This is a genomic window from Mycobacterium asiaticum, assembly GCF_001673315.1.
GTDB classification, from domain to species: Bacteria; Actinomycetota; Actinomycetes; order Mycobacteriales; family Mycobacteriaceae; genus Mycobacterium; species Mycobacterium asiaticum_B.
In genome coordinates, this window is record NZ_LZLQ01000024.1 from 40,412 (window position 1) to 57,741 (window position 17,330).

General features: G+C 66.0%; 17 protein-coding genes. 8 read left to right on the forward strand and 9 right to left on the reverse strand.

What is annotated here, in order from left to right; all coding sequences use genetic code 11:
* Positions 1 to 29 precede the first annotated feature (29 nt).
* The 3 genes from A5636_RS03915 to pdxH all read right to left on the reverse strand — a co-directional run bounded on the left by A5636_RS03915 (position 30) and on the right by pdxH (position 4,711).
* Positions 30 to 2,696, reverse strand: coding sequence for a helix-turn-helix transcriptional regulator (locus A5636_RS03915; protein WP_081287598.1), 2,667 nt, complete (start codon positions 2,694 to 2,696; stop codon positions 30 to 32).
* Positions 2,697 to 2,777: 81 nt separating this feature from the next.
* A complete protein-coding gene (locus A5636_RS03920; RefSeq protein ID WP_065157387.1) occupies positions 2,778 to 4,046 on the reverse strand; it encodes an MFS transporter in 1,269 nt (422 codons plus the stop codon).
* A gap of 38 nt (positions 4,047 to 4,084) precedes the next feature.
* Entirely contained in the window at positions 4,085 to 4,711 is a 627-nt protein-coding gene (gene pdxH, locus A5636_RS03925) for a pyridoxamine 5'-phosphate oxidase (protein ID WP_081287599.1), read from the reverse strand.
* 105 nt (positions 4,712 to 4,816) lie between these two features.
* On the opposite strand from pdxH, the gene A5636_RS03930 reads away from it, so the two are divergent.
* Together A5636_RS03930 and A5636_RS03935 are read left to right on the forward strand one after the other, a co-directional pair.
* The gene (locus tag A5636_RS03930) at positions 4,817 to 5,938 is read left to right on the forward strand and encodes a citrate synthase 2 (RefSeq protein ID WP_065157389.1); all 1,122 of its coding nucleotides are present in this window, start codon (positions 4,817 to 4,819) and stop codon (positions 5,936 to 5,938) included.
* Positions 5,939 to 6,206: 268 nt separating this feature from the next.
* The gene (locus A5636_RS03935; RefSeq protein ID WP_065157390.1) at positions 6,207 to 6,662 is read left to right on the forward strand and encodes a VOC family protein; all 456 of its coding nucleotides are present in this window, start codon (positions 6,207 to 6,209) and stop codon (positions 6,660 to 6,662) included.
* On the opposite strand, the gene A5636_RS03940 is transcribed toward A5636_RS03935, so the two are convergent.
* On the reverse strand, positions 6,659 to 8,356 hold the full coding sequence (locus A5636_RS03940; RefSeq protein ID WP_065157391.1) for an FAD-dependent oxidoreductase: 1,698 nt from the start codon (positions 8,354 to 8,356) through the stop codon (positions 6,659 to 6,661). The genes A5636_RS03935 and A5636_RS03940 overlap by 4 nt on opposite strands.
* A gap of 38 nt (positions 8,357 to 8,394) precedes the next feature.
* Positions 8,395 to 9,432: an AurF N-oxygenase family protein gene (locus A5636_RS03945; protein WP_216638806.1), complete on the reverse strand. Its 1,038-nt coding sequence runs from the start codon at positions 9,430 to 9,432 to the stop codon at positions 8,395 to 8,397.
* 183 nt (positions 9,433 to 9,615) lie between these two features.
* Here A5636_RS03945 and serC point away from each other — a divergent pair, with 183 nt between their 5' ends.
* Positions 9,616 to 10,734 carry a phosphoserine transaminase gene (gene serC / locus A5636_RS03950; RefSeq protein WP_065157537.1) on the forward strand — a complete coding sequence of 373 codons (1,119 nt, stop codon included), beginning with the start codon at positions 9,616 to 9,618 and terminating at the stop codon, positions 10,732 to 10,734.
* A gap of 134 nt (positions 10,735 to 10,868) precedes the next feature.
* Positions 10,869 to 11,681, forward strand: a complete 813-nt coding sequence (sepH, locus tag A5636_RS03955; protein ID WP_065157393.1) for a septation protein SepH — start codon at positions 10,869 to 10,871, stop codon at positions 11,679 to 11,681.
* 11 nt (positions 11,682 to 11,692) lie between these two features.
* On the opposite strand, the gene A5636_RS03960 is transcribed toward sepH, so the two are convergent.
* The 3 genes from A5636_RS03960 to A5636_RS03970 are packed head-to-tail and all read right to left on the reverse strand — an operon-like array spanning position 11,693 to position 13,223.
* Complete coding sequence (locus A5636_RS03960; protein ID WP_065157394.1) at positions 11,693 to 11,965, reverse strand: DUF2537 domain-containing protein; 273 nt, start codon at positions 11,963 to 11,965, stop codon at positions 11,693 to 11,695.
* Entirely contained in the window at positions 11,962 to 12,795 is an 834-nt protein-coding gene (locus A5636_RS03965) for a TrmH family RNA methyltransferase (RefSeq protein ID WP_065157395.1), read from the reverse strand. The genes A5636_RS03960 and A5636_RS03965 overlap by 4 nt, the downstream gene beginning before the upstream one ends.
* Complete coding sequence (locus tag A5636_RS03970; RefSeq protein ID WP_065157396.1) at positions 12,792 to 13,223, reverse strand: MarR family transcriptional regulator; 432 nt, start codon at positions 13,221 to 13,223, stop codon at positions 12,792 to 12,794. The genes A5636_RS03965 and A5636_RS03970 overlap by 4 nt, the downstream gene beginning before the upstream one ends.
* A 135-nt stretch (positions 13,224 to 13,358) precedes the next feature.
* Here A5636_RS03970 and A5636_RS03975 point away from each other — a divergent pair, with 135 nt between their 5' ends.
* Both A5636_RS03975 and A5636_RS03980 read left to right on the forward strand, forming a co-directional pair.
* Positions 13,359 to 13,628, forward strand: coding sequence for a DUF2530 domain-containing protein (locus A5636_RS03975; protein WP_065157538.1), 270 nt, complete (start codon positions 13,359 to 13,361; stop codon positions 13,626 to 13,628).
* 27 nt (positions 13,629 to 13,655) lie between these two features.
* Complete coding sequence (locus A5636_RS03980) at positions 13,656 to 14,111, forward strand: SRPBCC family protein (protein ID WP_065157397.1); 456 nt, start codon at positions 13,656 to 13,658, stop codon at positions 14,109 to 14,111.
* Here the strand turns inward: A5636_RS03980 and A5636_RS03985 are convergent.
* Positions 14,108 to 14,938 (reverse strand): DUF3027 domain-containing protein, encoded by an 831-nt coding sequence (locus A5636_RS03985; protein ID WP_065157398.1) that lies wholly within the window; start codon positions 14,936 to 14,938, stop codon positions 14,108 to 14,110. The genes A5636_RS03980 and A5636_RS03985 overlap by 4 nt on opposite strands.
* A gap of 162 nt (positions 14,939 to 15,100) precedes the next feature.
* Here A5636_RS03985 and A5636_RS03990 point away from each other — a divergent pair, with 162 nt between their 5' ends.
* Complete coding sequence (locus A5636_RS03990; protein WP_065157399.1) at positions 15,101 to 16,774, forward strand: MFS transporter; 1,674 nt, start codon at positions 15,101 to 15,103, stop codon at positions 16,772 to 16,774.
* A 14-nt stretch (positions 16,775 to 16,788) separates the two neighbouring features.
* Positions 16,789 to 17,253 (forward strand): DUF2771 domain-containing protein, encoded by a 465-nt coding sequence (locus A5636_RS03995; protein ID WP_065157400.1) that lies wholly within the window; start codon positions 16,789 to 16,791, stop codon positions 17,251 to 17,253.
* Positions 17,254 to 17,330 lie beyond the last annotated feature (77 nt).

The window sequence follows — 17,330 nt, forward strand, 5'->3', positions numbered from 1 at the left end:
GTGCGAACCAAGGCACGTGCAGTAGTGCGCTACTGCTTTGCGGTGTTCAGGCTGAAATCAGTGACGCGCTTTGGGGCGACTCCGCGTCGGGTATGACGCGGGACCAGCGCAGCGAGTTCGTCCCGCGTCGTGGTTCCGGTCTTCGCCATTGCCCGGTAAATGTGGCTTTCCACAGTGCGGACCGAAAGAGTCAGCCGCTCCGCGATAGCGCGGTTGGACAACCCCTGACCGATCAGCATGACGATCTCTCGTTCACGGTCAGTGAACGGCACTGGTTCGCTCGCGTCGCGAAGCGCCGGGGTCGAAGCACCACCGCATTGCTCGGCCAGCGCACTGGCGCGGGTCGCGCAACCCAACGCCGACCCCCGCAGCCCTTGATTTCGATACACAATGGCGGCGTGGGCGGCGGCATCGACCGCGGCCACTAGGTCACCCATCGCCTCGAACTCCGCTGAAAGCGCAAGCAATCGAGCAGCGTCACGGTCACTCAGAGCAGCTGACAAACGCGCGGCGAGTCTGACGCGTGGCCCCTCGACAATGTTTTCGAGCTCGCACAACCGGACCGTACCCGACCGGTCCCCGAATTGGGCGGCGGTCTGCAGGCACAGCACTTCGGCTCCCAATTGCCCTTTGGCCCGGGCGTTTTCGGCGCCGGACACCAGCATGGTGATGGCTTGGCTGGTGGCGCCCTGTCCCGCGGCCAGCCACGCCCGGGCCAGCGTGCGTTCATAGTCCAATGACCGGAACGGACGTCGCTGCTCCTCAAGGGCGGCAAGAATGACACTCGCCTCGGCGACTGAACCCCGCATAGCCAGGACCGTCGCTCGGCAGACTTGATAGCGGTATCCCCACCCCAGGGCGTGCGTGGCGGACAGCCCTACCGTGGCCCGTTCGAGCAAAGCGCTCGCGGAATCCAGTTGTCCGGCAGCACAAGCCGCGCGACCAGCGACTGCGGCGCCGAGCAGTTGAGCCGCACCGGGCAGGTCGGCGGCCTGACACTGCACCCGATGAGCTACCTGGGACGCGTCGGCGATCCGCCCGGCCAACAGCAGCGCGCTGATGTGTGAATCCGCGATGTTGAAACCCATGTGCGGCGGATCGAAAGAGCGTGCGACCGCGCGATAGCCGGCCTCGGCGACGGTAACGGCTTCGGCGGCGCGTCCCGCATCCGCCGCGAGGGTGGCCAGGACCCAGGCGATCTCAGCGCCGACGACGGCGGGCAGGTCAGCCAGGGTGAGGCTGTTCGACGCGCGTACGGCGTTATCCGGCTGGTCCGTCGCGAACCAATACACGGTGAGGAAAGCATCGATATAACTACGCGCCTGCGGTGTGGTCGTGTGCGACGCGCCGTCGATGATCGCTTTCGCCCGGGTGGGATCGCCAAGTGCCCACAGCGTGTTGCTGGCCCAAAGGAATGCCCGTCGAGCGCGTTCGATTTCGGTCAACTGTCCTGGGTCCAGCTCGGCCAATACCGCGTCGGCCTCGTCGCCACGACCCGACCATGACAAAGCATGTGCCCGCACGAAACTCGACTCGGCTCCCGCTCCGGCCCGGACCGCCCCTTCAGCGAGCCGATTCGCAAGAGGCAGATCCGCAAGCCAAACCGCGCCACGTGCCGCTTCGACGAGCAGGTCAACGTCGGGGGGAAGGTCGGAGTCCAAGCTCAGGGTTGCCCGCCGCACCGTGACGTAGATGTCGTCGCGGTCCTTGCTCGTCGCGAGTTCGGCAGCGACGAGACCGCGGAGCCGACGCAATCGGGTCGGTGCCGCTCGCTTTCGGCGTACCTCGCCGTACAGCGGGTGCGCCAGGCGTACCTGCGCGCCCTCGTCTGACGCCTCGAGCGTGATGAGGGCACGGGTGTCTGCTTCCTCGATGGCAGCGGGATCAGCGATACGCCGAAGACAGGCCAAGTCAACGGGTTCTGCGACCGCGAGCGCATCGATGACTTCACTGATCGGTCCCGGCAGAGCGCCTATCCGCGATTCGATCAACTCGACCAGGCCGGGCGGCATGACGGGATCGCCAACCCACCGCCAGTATCCGTGCTGCCGCATGATTCGACCGTCGGCAACTTCTTGCTCGACGATATTTCGCAGGTATAACAGGTTGCCGCGGGTCAGATCCCAAAGCCGCTGCGCGGCAGCGGGATCCACCGGGCCACCCAGAGCTGTCGACAGCAGCGCGGCAGATTGGTCCAGGGCCAGCGGTTGCAGGTCCAGCCGGTCGAAGTGGCCAACCGACCATATCTCTCGCACCGCAGCGGGAATGGGGACGCCATCGCGAGCGGTGAGTATTACTTTCGCCGCGCCTCGCTGCACGATCTGGTGCAGAACGAAGATCGATAGGTCGTCGAGAAGATGCACGTCGTCGACCACCAGCACCACCGAGACGCCGGGACGTGCCGCAGTGAGTGCATCGATGACTCCACGCAGCAGTTGCAGGGTGCCAGTGCCGCTCGGCGGCGCCCACGCGGTGAAAGCCCCCAGGGGAACCGCGCGCGCCGCTGAGGTGCCGACCGCCCATCGGCCTTCGCGTCCCCGGGATACGGCCGCCGACAAGGCGTCACGAGCGATCCGGCTCTTGCCGACACCGGCGGCGCCGTAAAGAAAGATCCCGGCAACGTCGGAAGCCGCGAGTGCGGCCTCGATTACCTTCATCTCCTTCGAGCGGCCCACCAGCGGCCACGACAAACGCACGTCAGCAGCGTACGTCTGATCACCGCAGACACTGGGCACATCGCGGCAAATGATCGATGGGCCGCGATGCTGCGGGCCGGCCTACTGCCTCGGGTTTGGCGCGCGATAGCGGATGAAGACCGGCGCAACGAGCACCGCCAACACCACACCGACCACGACCAGTGCCCCTCCTCCGGCCGCGGCGGCGGACGTCCCCACGACGGCGGCCGCGGCGCCATGCAAGGTGTCCGCGAGCCGGGGACCCCCACCGACCACCACGGCGAATACTCCCTGCAACCGCCCGACCACCTCGTCGGAGGCGGCCGTCTGCAGGATGGTCTGCCGGAATGCAGCCGAAATCATGTCGGCGGCACCGCCAATGGCCAGGAACGCCAACGCCGTCCACAGCACCGGTCCGGCCCTGCCATGCGCCATCCCAACGACAACGCCGAACCCCACCATCGCCAGACCCCACACGACGATCGCGACAAAGATCGTCAGGCCGTGGCGCCGGATTCCGGGCAACCAGCCCGAAAACACCCCACCGGCAACCGCGCCGACTGCTGTCGCCGCCGACAGCAATGCCATCGCCGACCCGCCGTCGATGGGAGCGCCGAAGCTCTGGTGCGCCATCTGCGGAAACAGCGCCCGCGGCATCCCCAGAATCATGGCTATCAGGTCGACGACGAATGACATCAACACCACGGTGTTGCCGGCTAGGTACCGAAAGCCCTCCAGCACCGCGCCGATCCCCCAGCGCCGGTCGCTGTCGCGTTCGGGCGCAGGGATAGGTGCCAGCCGAAAGGTCGCCCAGATCGGCAACAGGCAGCAGATCGCATCGATCAGGTACAGCGAGGACAGGTCGACCCAGTTCAGCAGCACACCCGCCAACAGCGGGCCGGCTATGGCACCGATCTGGCTTACGGTCATATTCAGCGCGTTTGCGGCGGGCAGTTGGTCCCCGGGCACCATTCGCGGAATCGCCGCCGATCGCGCCGGTGAATTGACGGCAAAGAATGCCTGTTGCACCGCCAACAGGCAGAACACCACCCACACGTCGTTCACCGCCAGCACCGCTTGCAACCACAACAGCAGTGAGGCCAGCGCCAACCCGCACGACGCGACGATCAACAGCAGGCGTCGATCCATCGCGTCCGCCCAGGCCCCACCCAGCAGTCCGAACACCATCAGCGGCAACAACGCGAACAGGCCGGCCAGTCCGACGTAGGCGGAGTTCTGGGTCAGGGCATAGATCTGCACCGGCACCGCGAAAATCGTCAGATTGGCCCCGATGACCGTCGGGATGCCGGAAACCCAGAGTCGGCGGAAGTCGGGCGTGCGCAGCGGCGTGGTGTCCGCGAAGAGCTGCATCGTCGATGAGCGTAACCGCTGGCCCGGTCCGCCCAGGGTCAGGGCTGCAGGCGCTCCACCTGGCCGTCAATCAACCGAATCCGGTTGTGTACCCGGTCTTCCCGGCCCTGCCAGAACTCGACCACCTCGGGCGCAATGAGGTAACCGCCCCAATTGGGCGGCACCGGCACCTGGTCGGAGTCGGCGAAGCGGGCGGTCACCTCGGCGAGCTGCTCCAGCAATGCCCCCCGCGACGCGATCGGCCAGGATTGGTGCGATGCCCAGGCGCCCAGCTGCGAGCCGCGAGGACGTTTGGACCAGTAATCTTCGGTAACCTGCCGATCTACCTGGTGCACCGGTCCCCGAATATGGATCTGTCGGCCCAGCAAATACCACGGGAAGGTCGCCGACGCATACGGCGTCGCGGCCAACTCAAGCCCCTTGGCGGAGTCGTAGTTGGTGAAGAACGTTATCCCGGTCTCCTCGACGCTCTTGCACAACACCGAGCGGCTGACCGGCTTGCCGTCCTTGACGGTGGCCAGCACCATGGCGTTGGGTTCGGCGATTCCGGCTTGTTCGGCGTCATTCATCCAGGTGCGGAACAGTGCGAGCCAACCGTCGACGAGCCAGTCCGCATCCAGGTCGGGACTGCCGTCTTTTTCGACTGATCCGTACTCCACCCGCATCCCCGCCAGGCGCCGCTCGTCCGGTCCCGTCACCGTCCCCACGCTACTCGGCGGCGGTTACCGACCGGTAGCAGGCGACTCAGGCACAGGTGCAAGAATCTGGCCATGACTGTGGTCCCGGAGGATTTTGTCCCAGGCCTGGAAGGCGTCGTGGCCTTCACAACCAAGATCGCCGAACCGGACAAGGACGGCGGCGCGCTGCGCTACCGCGGCGTCGACATCGAGGACCTGGTAGGCCGAGGGGTCACGTTCGGTGACGTGTGGTCGCTTCTGGTCGACGGTGACTTCGGTCGAGGTTTGCCGCCGGCCGAACCGTTTCCGCTACCGATTCATACCGGGGATGTGCGCGTCGACGTGCAGGCCGGCCTGGCCATGTTGGCACCGATCTGGGGCTACAAGCCGCTGCTGGACACCAACGAGCCCACTGCCCGCGATCAGCTCGCCCGGGCGTCGGTCATGGCACTGTCCTACGTCGCTCAATCCGGGCGCGGCATCTACCAGCCCGCGGTCCCGCAGCGAATGATCGACGAATGCTCTACTGTCACAGCGCGTTTCATGACGCGCTGGCGAGGCGAGCCAGACCCCAAGCACATCGAGGCGATCGACGCCTACTGGGTGTCGGCCGCCGAACACGGAATGAACGCCTCCACTTTCACCGCGCGGGTGATCGCCTCGACCGGGGCGGACGTGGCGGCAGCCCTGTCCGGGGCGATCGGGGCGATGAGCGGTCCACTGCACGGCGGGGCCCCGGCGCGCGTGCTGCCGATGATCGAAGAGGTCGAGCGCACCGACGACGCCCGTGGTCTGGTCAAGGGCATCTTGGACCGCAAGGAGAAGCTGATGGGCTTCGGGCACCGGGTCTATCGCGCCGAGGACCCCCGCGCCCGGGTGCTGCGAGCGACGGCCAAGCGACTCGGTGCGCCGCGTTACGAGGTCGCGGCGGCCGTCGAGGAAGCCGCCTTGGCCGAGTTGCGGGAGCGCCGTCCAGACCGGGCGATCGAGACGAACGTCGAGTTCTGGGCCGCGGTGATCCTGGACTTCGCCGGGGTTCCGGCCAGCATGATGCCTGCCATGTTCACCTGTGGCCGCACCGCCGGATGGTGTGCCCACATCCTGGAACAGAAGCGTCTCGGCAAGTTGGTGCGCCCGTCGGCGATCTACATCGGTCCCGGGCCGCGCAGCCCGGAGTCCGTCTCGGGCTGGAACCACGTTTCGACCTCGGCGTAGGCACTGGCGCTAGTACGCGTTAGAACAACCCGCTGCTCTAAGGCCATACGGGCTGATAGGCGGGACAGGTGCTGGGCGTGATGCCGCGCACCGTCAGGGCGGTTGTCGGAGGGTGGCGTTACGGTCCCGGTGTGCGGGCGTAAGTGCGGAGCGCAGTGAGAAAAGCGCGATGAGAAAAGCGCGATGAAAAGCGCGATGAGAAAAGCGGCCGCGCTTAGTCAGTACCCGTGAGCCCTGGGCGGGCCCTACCAACAACAGAGGAGTGACAATGGCCATCAACGTCGAACCCGCACTGTCCCCACACCTCGTCGTGGACGATGCTGCTGCCGCGATCGACTTCTATGTCAAAGCGTTCGACGCCGTCGAACTGGGCCGGGTGCCGGGTCCGGACGGGCGACTGGTTCACGCCGCGGTACAGATCAACGGCTTCACCGTGATGCTCAACGATGACTTCCCGGAGATGTGCAACGACCAATCGATGACACCGAAGTCACTCGGTGGCACTCCGGTCACAATCCACCTCACTGTCACTGACGTCGAGACGAAGTTCCAGCGCGCGATCGACGCCGGAGCGACGGTCATCATGCCGCTGGCGGACCAGTTCTGGGGTGACCGTTACGGGGTGCTTGCCGATCCGTTCGGGCACAACTGGTCGCTCGGTCAGCCGGTGCGCGAGGTCAGCATAGAGGAGTTGCGGGAGGCGATGTCGGCTCAGTCCGGCTAAGCCAGATCGCGCAGCCGCGCCAGCAGGCGTCGTCGTTTTGGTGGCGGTGCCTGCTCGGCGGCGGCCGCGACTGCGAGCATGTCGGCGGTGTCGGTGAATTTCTTGCGCGGCCGTCCGTCTCGGCCGCCCCGCTCAACTTCGGCGGCGTCGATGGCGCGCCATCCTGCGGAGTCGACGACGTCGGGCTGCCGGGCGGCTACCAGCTCCGCCAGCCCCGCCGGCCCCGCCACGGGGTCGGTCAGTTTGCCGGCATTGAAGTCGGACACCAGCGCCTGCACGGTCTCGAATGAGCACGACTTGTTGGTGCCGATGAAGCCGGTGGGACCGCGTTTGATCCAACCCGCGACGTAAGTGCCGGTGACCGACTGGCCGGTACCCGGGTCGACGACGCGGCCACCATCGTTGGGCACCACGGCACCGGATTCGTCGAACGGTAGGTCACGAATCGCTCTGCCGCGGTAGCCAATCGACGTCAACACCAATCCGGCATCGAGCCGACGCAGCTCGTCGGTACCGGTGACCTGAAACTCCACACCGTCGGCACGCCGGTCACCGAGCACCCGGTGCGGCGTCAACGCGTATGCCAGCCGGATGCGTCGCCGTGTCACGGGCGCCGAACCGTCGCCCAGCGTGCTCAGGATCTCCAGCTTGCTCTTGGTCAACGAATCTGAGACCGCGGCCAGATCCCTGCGCACCCGGTCATGGTCTTCGGGATCCAGGACCACTTCGGCGGTACCCGTCAGCCCCACCAACTCGGGCAGGGTGAACGCTGAGTGGGCCGGCCCGCGGCGAGCAGCGATCACCACCTCGCGAACCGCCGATTCACGGAATGCCTCAAGCGCGTGGTCGGCAATGTCGGTGTGCGCCAAGTCATCCGGGTCGGCAGTAAGCACCCGTGCGACATCGAGGGCCACGTTGCCGTTGCCGACGATCACGACACGCTCGTGGCTGAGATCAACCGGTAGTTGGGTGTAGTCCGGGTGCCCGTTTATCCACGCGACCAACTCGGTCGCCGTGCCCGTGCCGGGCATCCCCATTCCCTCTACCTCGAGCCGACGGTCGTCGGGGGCGCCGACCGCATACAAGACCGCGTGATGATGGGCCAACAAGTCGGCATGGCTCACCTGCTTGCCGACCTCGACATTGAGGTAGAACCGAAGACGAGGATGGCCGGCTACCCGATCGAAGAGCTGCGTGACCTTCTTGGTGTGCTGATGATCGGGTGCCACACCCGCGCGCACCAAACCGTAAGGCGTCGGCAGCTTCTCGAAGACATTGACGCGCACGCCATGTTGGATCAACAGCTCGTCGGCCGCATACATAGCCGCCGGTCCGGACCCGACGATCGCCACCGTCAACGGGTGCGGGTGCGCTCGTACCTGGGCAGCGGGGATAACCGGGGCAAGTTTTGATGTCGGTGGCAGCTTCACACCGGCGGGCCGCTCGGGGTAGAACGAGGCATTGATCTCGACGAACGGCAGTTGAGCCGAATCCAGTCGGCTGTCGGGAACGATCGCACCGACGGGGCAGGCACTCACGCAGGCACCGCAGTCCACGCAGGCAACCGGGTCGATGTAGAGCATCTCCGAGGTGGCGAACCCCGGCTCATCCGGTGAGGGATGGATGCAATTGACCGGGCACGCGAAGACGCAGGACCCGTCATTGCAGCAGGACTGAGTTATTACGTGCGGCATGAGAATTGACCTTCAGGCCCCAGCAGGGCCGGTGTAAGTTACGCCGCCGTGACGGGGGCCAGGCGCTGGCGCTGCGGCTCACTGCGGTAACGCGACGGCTTGCCGTTGATCTTGCAGAGTCGCCACATCAGCCGAGCAGAGCGATTCTCCATCAGCCCGGTGTCGTAGGCCAGCATGCGGACGTCGGAAAACATGTCGCGCAACCACTTTCGTGACTCCGGCGACCGGAAGAAGATCTCCTTCTTCACCGAACGCGGGATATCAAACTCCTGCCAGAAAACCTTGGGCGGGATCAGGATTGCGTTGCATAAAATCCGCATCGTCAGCGGGAAGAACAGCGAAACCCAGAACCGCTGCCATTTGGTCAAGTGCGGCAAGCGCTTCCGAAGAAACTCGTGGGCGAAGGAGATGTGCCGCGCTTCCTCGGCCACGTGAATGGCCATCACCCGCTCCATGATGGGGTGCAACGACTTACCTTCGCGCAGAACCTGTTTCTGGGTATGGTCGATCGGCTCCTCCCCGGCGAGCACACCGATGAAGAAGGCCACCGGCAGTGGACCGGCCACCAACGGAATCACGGGCGAAATCCAGCGCAGCCGCCGCGGCATTCCCGGCACGTCGGCACCGACGCGGTTCACCATCTCCTGAAACATCATGGTGTGGTTGCACTCTTCGACCGATTCGTGCAAGCAGTATCGGTATTCCGGCGATCCGTTGGGCACCCAGAAGGTGTAGTTCATCAAGCCACGGATCAGGATGGACTCGAAGTGCAGCCCCACCTTGGCCACGTTGGCCTGTCGCCACATCCCGATCTTGATTTTCTTTTCGTCGGTTTGTGCCTGATACCAAGGGTGCCGACCCAGCGGATCGGTCGCCGGCAGGATCCACCTGGGGTCGTTGTCAGTGACTGCGAACTCGGGTGAATCCCAGTCGATATCGGTATAGGGGTTGAAATTTCGCCGCACCGATCCCTCAGACAGGGTGGCGAGCATGTCCACGTATTCGGTGTCGTCCCGCACTTCCATGTTGCGGCGCCACCGCCGAACCATGCGCGTCCTGGCTTGTCCAACAGCCATGAGCAGCCTCCTCGGTGCCTGTGTGGATAGGACGTGTAATAAATACGGTACCGGCGGTACTGGCAATTAACCAGACCTGCAGGAGGCACTGTGGCCTAGCCCGAATCGCGCCGCCTTTGTGGCCTAAGTCACAGCACCGGCCCGTTCAGCTAGCGCGCAGCCTGGCTCACTACCCTGATGACCATGGCTGACCAGCTCGAGATTCCCGCCGACCTCAAACCCCGCGATGGCCGTTTCGGTTGTGGCCCGTCGAAGGTCCGACCCGAACAACTTCAGGCGCTGAGCACCACCGCGGCGGAGCTGTTCGGTACTTCGCACCGCCAGGCGCCGGTAAAAAACCTGGTAGGGCGGGTCCGATCGGGTCTGGCGGAGCTGTTTTCGGCACCCGACGGCTATGAGGTGGTGCTCGGCAACGGCGGCGCGACCGCATTTTGGGACGCCGCTGCGTTCGGCCTGATCGACAAGCGTTCGCTGCACCTGACCTACGGCGAATTCAGCTCGAAGTTCGCTTCGAGTGTCGCCAAGAACCCGTTCGTAGGCGACCCGATCATCGTCAAGGGAGACCCGGGCAGCGCGCCCGAGCCGCAGTCGGACCCGTCGGTCGACGTGATCGCCTGGGCGCACAACGAGACATCGACCGGCGTCGCGGTGCCGGTTCGTCGCCCCGCCGATTCCGGTGACGCCCTGGTCGTGATCGACGCCACGTCGGGCGCCGGTGGGCTGCCGGTCGACATCACCGACGTCGACGCCTACTACTTCGCCCCGCAGAAGAACTTCGCCAGCGACGGCGGCCTGTGGCTGGCCGTCATGAGCCCGGCGGCGCTGTCCCGCGTCGAGGCGATCGCGGCGTCGGGACGCTGGGTTCCCGACTTCCTGTCCCTGCCCATCGCGGTGGAGAACAGCGTGAAAAACCAGACCTACAACACCCCGGCGATCGCCACGCTGGCCCTGATGGCCGAGCAGGTCGACTGGCTGCTGAGCAACGGCGGCCTGGACTGGGCGGTCAAGCGAACGGCGGATTCGTCGCAGCGGTTGTACTCGTGGGCGGAAGATCGCTCCTACACCACCCCGTTCGTCGCGGATCCCGCGCTGCGCTCGCAGGTGGTGGGCACGATCGACTTCGTCGACGACGTGGACGCCGGCGCGGTGGCCAAGATCCTGCGCGCCAACGGCATCGTAGACACCGAGCCGTACCGCAAACTCGGTCGCAACCAATTGCGAATCGCGATGTTCCCGGCGATAGACCCCGACGACATCAGCGCCCTCGTGGCATGCGTCGACTGGGTGGTCGAGCGGCTCTAGACGCGGCCCCAATCAAGGCCGTTATCAGCCCGCAACAATCCAGCGTGTCAGCACGGGTTGCAGAGGTCCACTGCGTTAAAGTGCGCAGGTAATGGGTCCGGCGCTGACCTGCACGGAACCTGCGAGGAGAAGCCATGCGGGAACTCAAAGTGGTTGGGCTCGACCCCGACGGCAAATTCGTCCTCTGCGAGGGTGCCAGCTCGGCGGAGAAGTTCAGACTTCCGGCCGACGACCGGTTACGGGCCGCGCTGGACGGCCGGCCGATCCCGCCGGAGCAGCCGCCTCTCGACATCGTCGTCACAAACATGCTCAGCCCCAAGGAGATTCAAGCCAGGATCAGGGCCGGGGCTTCTGTCGAACAAGTGGCCGCCGCATCGGGATCGGATCTGGCCCGTATCCAGCGGTTCGCCAACCCGGTATTGCTGGAGCGTTACCGTGCCGCAGAGCTGGCCACCGCCTCACACCCGCTCCTGGCCGACGGTCCGGCGGTGCTGACTTTGCTCGAGACCGTCACCATGGCGTTGGTGGCGCGTGGCCTGAGCGCTGAGAAACTCAGCTGGGACGCCTGGCGCAACGAAGACAGCCGATGGACGGTGCAGCTGGGATGGCAAGCCGGCCGCTCGGACAACGTGGCGCATTTCCGCTTCACGCCCGGCGCGCACGGCGGCATCGTGACCGCCGTCGACGACGCAGCCAGTGAGCTGATCGACCCCGACTTCAAACCTCGGCAGTTGGCGCCCGTCGCGCGACTCGCCTTCGACGCCTCCGAAAACCCGGACACGACCGCGAAACCTGCACCCCCGGCGGCTCCCCCGGCACCGAACGCGACCGACACACCCGCTGGGCCGTCGGCACCGGTCGAACAACCGGCCAGCCGGCGCGGCAAACCCGCCATCCCGGCGTGGGAGGACGTGCTGCTGGGCGTGCGCTCCGGCGGCCAGCGCTAGCGGCTACGCCCTTACTGGCTCAGCGTTAGCGCGACCAGCGCCAGCCACGCCCCGGCTACGCCGACTCCCGCGCCCAGCACGAACCACCGCAGCACCAATTTGCTTCTCCAGCCCCAGAACGTCGGCGCCAATCCGCCGACGGCCACCAGGTTCAGGCCCACCGCCAGCAGCGGGTGCACGCGGATCAACCCCAGACTGAGCACCACGATCGCTGCGCCAGTGACCGCAGCGACGAAGCCGGCGACCGCCAAACCCGTTGCCCAGGGAACGGACTCGTCGTTCACGACGCGAGCCTAACGCGCTCGTAGAACGCCACCGCCGCGGCCGTCGCGACGTTGAGCGAGTCGGTTCCACGTGACATCGGGATGCGTACCCGCATGTCACTGATCCGCAGCGCAGCGCTGGTCAGCCCCGGCCCTTCCGCGCCAACCAGCAACGCGACCGGTTCGTCCTGCACCTCGGCCATTGCCTCCGGCAGGCCACGAGCGTCGCCCTGCGGGGTCATCGCCAGCAGCCGGAACCCGGTGCTTCGAAGCGTCAACAGGTCCCTCGGCCAGTCATCGGCGCGGGCATACGGCACCAGCAACGCATGCCCCATAGACACTCGCACCGCGCGGCGGTACAGCGGGTCGGCACAGCCGCTGCCGAAGACCACGGCATCGACACCCAGGCCCGCGGCGTTGCGGAAGATCGAACCCAGGTTCTCGTGATCATTGACGCCTTCGAGCACTACGACGGTGCGTGCGCCGTCGACGACTTCGGCGACGCTGGGCTCAGGGACCCGGCTCGCAGCGGCCAACACACCCCTATTGAGATGGAATCCCACCGCCTGCGCCATAACCTCGGCGGAGGTCCGGTAGTAGGGTGCTGGCGCGCCGACCAGGTCATTTTTGAGTTCCTGCAATCTGCGATCGGTGCCAAGCAGGGCGCGAGGGGTGAACCGCGACGCCAGCATGCGCTGCACGACGAGCACCCCCTCGGCGATCACCAGTCCCTTGCCGGTCGGCAGGTCGGGCCGGCGATCGATGCTGTTCAGGTCGCGGAAATCGTCGAGACGCGGGTCGTCGGGGTCGGTGACGTCCTGAACGTCGAGGCCGGGTGCAGGCGCAGTCACGGGCTTTCGTCGACCAGAGCCGAGATCAGGTCGGCGGCATTGCGCAGGATGTCCCGTTGCCCGTCGTCCAAGGTCGCTAACCGTTCAGCCAGCCACTCCTGCCGAGCCCGCCGGGCTGCTTTGACCAACTCGGCACCCGATTCGGAGACCGAAACCAGCACCTGCCGCCCGTCGACCGGGTGCGGCGCACGGTCGACCAGGCCCTCGTCGGCCAGTGAGGCGATCACCCGAGTCATCGACGGAGGCCGGACTCGTTCGCGGATGGCCAGCGCCCCGGGCGTCATAGCGCCCTCGTTGGCCAGGGTGGTCAGTGCCGACAACTGGGACAACGACACGGGTGCCGACGGGTTGCGAAACCGGAGTTGGCGGGCCAACCGCATGACCGCCAACGACAAATCGGCAGCTAGCCGCGCATCGCTGTCAGGCACAGCGCGAGGTTACAACGTTATTTCCGAAAGTTGGCTAAGAATCGACGAACACCGTCGCTGTCAGGCAGGGCCAGGCAAACAGAACCGGTGGTCTGCCCGTCAGGCCGTAGGGGCTGCGCGGCTATGTTGAAAGCGATGAGTAACCAGTCCGAACCCGAACCACCACCGCTGCCACCGGCGCTGCTCGCGGTGTGGCCGGTAATTCTGGTCGGCGCACTGGGCTGGCTGGTCGCCGTGGGCGCCGCATTCCTGCTGCCGACCCTCCAGACGTGGCGACCGGTGACGGTCGCCGGACTCGGGGTCACGGCGCTCGGCACCAGCATCTTCGTCTGGCAACTCGCCGCAGCCCGCCGTGGTGCCCGCGGCGCCCAATCCGGACTGGAAACCTATCTCGACAAGAAATGACATCCGGCAACGCGTAGGAGGACACGAATGGTAGCCCCGCTGCTCCAGACTTCGATCGACATCGATGCACCACCCGCCAAGGTTTGGGAATTGATCTCCGACCTGCGGCGCATGCCCGAGTGGAGCCCGCAATGTCGCTGGATGCGTCAGTTCGGTCCGCTACGCACCGGGACGCGCACACTGAACATGAACCGACGGAACCGGTTGTTCTGGCCCACCACCAGCACCATCGTCGAGGTGATACCCGAGCAGAAGCTGGCGTTTCGAGTGGACGCCAACCGGACCATCTGGAGTTACGAACTCGAACCCCACGGCGAGGGCACCCGGGTGACCGAAAGTCGTCACGCAGAAAATGGCGTGACTGCGTTCTCCAGCATGACGGTCAACACGGTGATGGGCGGGACCGAAAACTTCGAACGTGAGCTGGTCGAGGGTATGAACGCGTCGCTGGCAAAGATCAAGGCCGCCGCCGAGAACAGCTAATCGTCGGCAGGTTCGCCGGCCTCGGCAGACGAAGTGGCCGGTGTTTCCACGACGTCGAGCACACCGTCGTCGTAAGGCTCGTACATCGGTGATCCGGTACCCGCGGGGGCCGGGGTGTCGGAATGAGCGCCGCAGCCATAGTGCTTGTCGACGACGTGCCCGTCTGCGGATAGCTCGTTCCCGCAGACCCCGAACATCGTGCCCAGGGAGCCGGCCAGCGGCAAGAAGAATCCGCAATCGCGGCACACCCGCTTGGTCGAGCGCGACATCGCCGAGTCGGGACCGAAATCCCCTTCGTGCCATCGTTCGGCCGCCTCGGCGCGACCCCAGGCGCTCATCACCCAACGCCGACCCAGGCCGATCTCGGCGGCCACCTCGTCGACCTGCGGATCCCCGCTGGCGCTGTAGCCGGGCACCAGCCGCGGGTCATCCTTGACCGGCGCCAGCAGGTCACCGGGGCTCAGATCTCCGGCCCGCACCCGCTGGTCCCAAGGCACCCACTCGGGTGCCAGCAGCGCGGTCGGTCCCGGGATCAGCACCACCTCACTGATCGTGGCGCGGTCGGCGCCGGCGTAGCCGGCGACCACAACTGCCCATTGCCAGCCCTGGTAGCCGGGCACGTGCGCAAGGAATCGGTGGGTGGCAGCATTCGGATCCTCGTAGGTGACCCCCAGGTAATCGCCGACGGAATCCGGCCCGCTGAATTCCGCCACCGCGGTTCGGGCCTGCTCAGCCGCACCTGTCAGCACTCCGGCCAGTTCATCCGGCCACTCGGCCACGGTCACAGCACCGCCTTCGCGGGCGGTCTCGTCGCTGGGTCCGGTCACAATGTCACCTTAACGTCACCGGGCTCGGTGCCGCTGCCGACTGTGCACCGCCCGACCGTCGGGAGACACGGACCGGCGAGCCGCACCCGGTTTCCTCCGCAGCGACCCGGCATAGGACAGAATTGAATGGTGTCTGCAGGGCGAGGTGACCATCCGGGCCGAATGGCTCCTCTGCCGGGCCAACGGACCCGCAATGGGCCACCTGGATCGTTCGAACAGCATCCGGGGATGGCCAACTATCCTGCCCAGGATGATCGCGGCGCCGACCACCGGCGCACCCGACGCCCCCCGCCGATGCCCAGTGCCAACCGCTATCTGCCGCCACTGGGCGAAGAGCCACCCGACCGCGCCAGCGATCCTCCGCCGCAACGGGGTTACACCAACGGTGAACGCATCACCGTTACCCGCGCAGCGGCGATGCGTAGCCGAGAAATGGGCTCCCGGATGTACTGGATGGTGCAACGCGCCGCCACCGCCGACGGTGCCGACAAGTCGGGGCTGACGGCGCTGACGTGGCCGGTTATGGCGAACTTCGCTGTCGACTCCGCGATGGCAGTGGCCTTGGCGAACACGTTGTTCTTCGCAGCGGCGAGCGGTGAAAGTAAATCCAAAGTCGCGCTGTACCTGTTGATCACCATCGCACCGTTTGCCGTGATCGCACCGCTGATCGGACCGTCGCTGGACAAACTGCAGCACGGCCGGCGGGTCGCGTTGGCCCTGTCGTTCGCGCTGCGCACGGCGCTGGCATTGGTGCTGATAATGAATTACGACGGGGCCAGCGGTAGCTTTCCGCCTTGGGTGTTGTATCCCTGCGCGCTGGCCATGATGGTGTTCTCGAAGTCGTTCAGCGTGCTGCGCAGCGCGGTGACGCCGCGGGTGATGCCGCCGAGCATCGACCTGGTCCGGGTCAATTCGCGGCTCACCGTGTTCGGGTTGCTCGGCGGGACTATTGCCGGCGGAGCCATCGCCGCCGGCGTCGAATTCGCCTGCACGCATTTGCTCAACATGCCGGGTGCACTGTTCGTCGTCGTGGGCATCACGATCGTCGGTGCCCTGTTGTCGATGCGGATTCCGAGTTGGGTCGAGGTGACCGCCGGCGAAGTTCCGGCCACCTTGTCCTACCACCGCCACAGCGATGCGTTGCACCGCAGTTGGCAGGAAGGCGCCAAGCAGGTCGGTGGCAAGCTTCGACAGCCATTGGGCCGCAACATCATCACTTCGTTGTGGGGGAACTGCACCATCAAGGTCATGGTCGGGTTCCTGTTCCTGTATCCCGCATTCGTCGCGAAGGCGCACGACGCCGACGGATGGGTCCAGTTGGCCATGCTGGGGATCATCGGCGCGGCCGCCGCGATCGGCAATTTCGCCGGCAACTTCGCCAGTGCCCGGCTGAAACTGGGCCGGCCCGCCGTGCTCGTGGTGCGCTGCACCCTGGTGGTCACCGCGTTCGCGCTGGCCGCCGCGGTAGCCGGCAACCTGGTGGTCGCGGCGGTCGCGACCCTCATCACCTCCGGGTCGAGCGCCATTGCGAAGGCTTCGCTGGACGCCTCGTTGCAGCATGATCTGCCTGAAGAGTCGCGCGCCTCGGGTTTCGGCCGATCCGAGTCGACCCTGCAACTGGCCTGGGTGCTGGGCGGCGCGGTCGGGGTCTTGGTGTACACCGAATTGTGGGTGGGGTTCACCGCGGTCAGTGCGCTGTTGATCCTCGGCCTGGCTCAGACGATCGTCAGCTTCCGGGGTGACTCGCTGATCCCCGGTCTCGGCGGCAATCGGCCGGTCATGGTCGAGCAGGAGGGCGGGCGTCGAGGCGCTTCGACGGGTGCGATGCCGCGGTGAAACGTACTGGGGTGATGCTCACGGTCGCCATGCTGGTGCTGGCCATCGCAGCGGGCATCGGGACCTGGCTGCTGTTGCGGCCTTCCGGTCCGCATTGGCCGATGGTCAGCGCCTACTCGCACGGCCAGTCCACCCGGGTAGGGCCATACATGTACTGCAACGTGCTCAACCTCAACGACTGCCAGACGCCGCAGTCACAGGGTGAACTGCGGGCGACCGAACGTTATCCGGTGCAGCTCTCGGTGCCCGATGCAATTGGCCGGGCCCCGTGGCGATTACTGCAGATCTATGACGACCCGACCAACACCGCGACGACGTTCTTTCGCCCGAACTCCCGGCTGGCGCTTACCATCCCGACCGTCGACCCGCATCGGGGACGGTTGGCGGGGCTGGTCGTGCAGCTACTGACGCTGGTGGTCGACGACGGCGAACTACGGGAAGCCCCGCACGCGGAATGGTCGGTGCGACTGAACTTCTGAGGTGGCTGCCTCGGGCCTGAACACGCCGAGAGTGCATTCAGGGCTTTGCCTGTGCGCTCAGGGCTTTGCCTGTGCGC

Coding starts and splice junctions, on each gene's coding strand:
- A5636_RS03990 (WP_065157399.1), top strand. CDS start 15,101: ATGGCTCCTCTGCCGGGCCAACGGACCCGCAATGGGCCACCTGGATCG.
- A5636_RS03940 (WP_065157391.1), bottom strand. CDS start 8,356: ATGCCGCACGTAATAACTCAGTCCTGCTGCAATGACGGGTCCTGCGTC.
- A5636_RS03975 (WP_065157538.1), top strand. CDS start 13,359: ATGAGTAACCAGTCCGAACCCGAACCACCACCGCTGCCACCGGCGCTG.
- A5636_RS03980 (WP_065157397.1), top strand. CDS start 13,656: ATGGTAGCCCCGCTGCTCCAGACTTCGATCGACATCGATGCACCACCC.
- A5636_RS03995 (WP_065157400.1), top strand. CDS start 16,789: ATGCTCACGGTCGCCATGCTGGTGCTGGCCATCGCAGCGGGCATCGGG.
- A5636_RS03935 (WP_065157390.1), top strand. CDS start 6,207: ATGGCCATCAACGTCGAACCCGCACTGTCCCCACACCTCGTCGTGGAC.
- A5636_RS03920 (WP_065157387.1), bottom strand. CDS start 4,046: ATGCAGCTCTTCGCGGACACCACGCCGCTGCGCACGCCCGACTTCCGC.
- serC (WP_065157537.1), top strand. CDS start 9,616: ATGGCTGACCAGCTCGAGATTCCCGCCGACCTCAAACCCCGCGATGGC.
- sepH (WP_065157393.1), top strand. CDS start 10,869: ATGCGGGAACTCAAAGTGGTTGGGCTCGACCCCGACGGCAAATTCGTC.
- A5636_RS03930 (WP_065157389.1), top strand. CDS start 4,817: ATGACTGTGGTCCCGGAGGATTTTGTCCCAGGCCTGGAAGGCGTCGTG.
- pdxH (WP_081287599.1), bottom strand. CDS start 4,711: ATGCGGGTGGAGTACGGATCAGTCGAAAAAGACGGCAGTCCCGACCTG.
- A5636_RS03945 (WP_216638806.1), bottom strand. CDS start 9,432: ATGGCTGTTGGACAAGCCAGGACGCGCATGGTTCGGCGGTGGCGCCGC.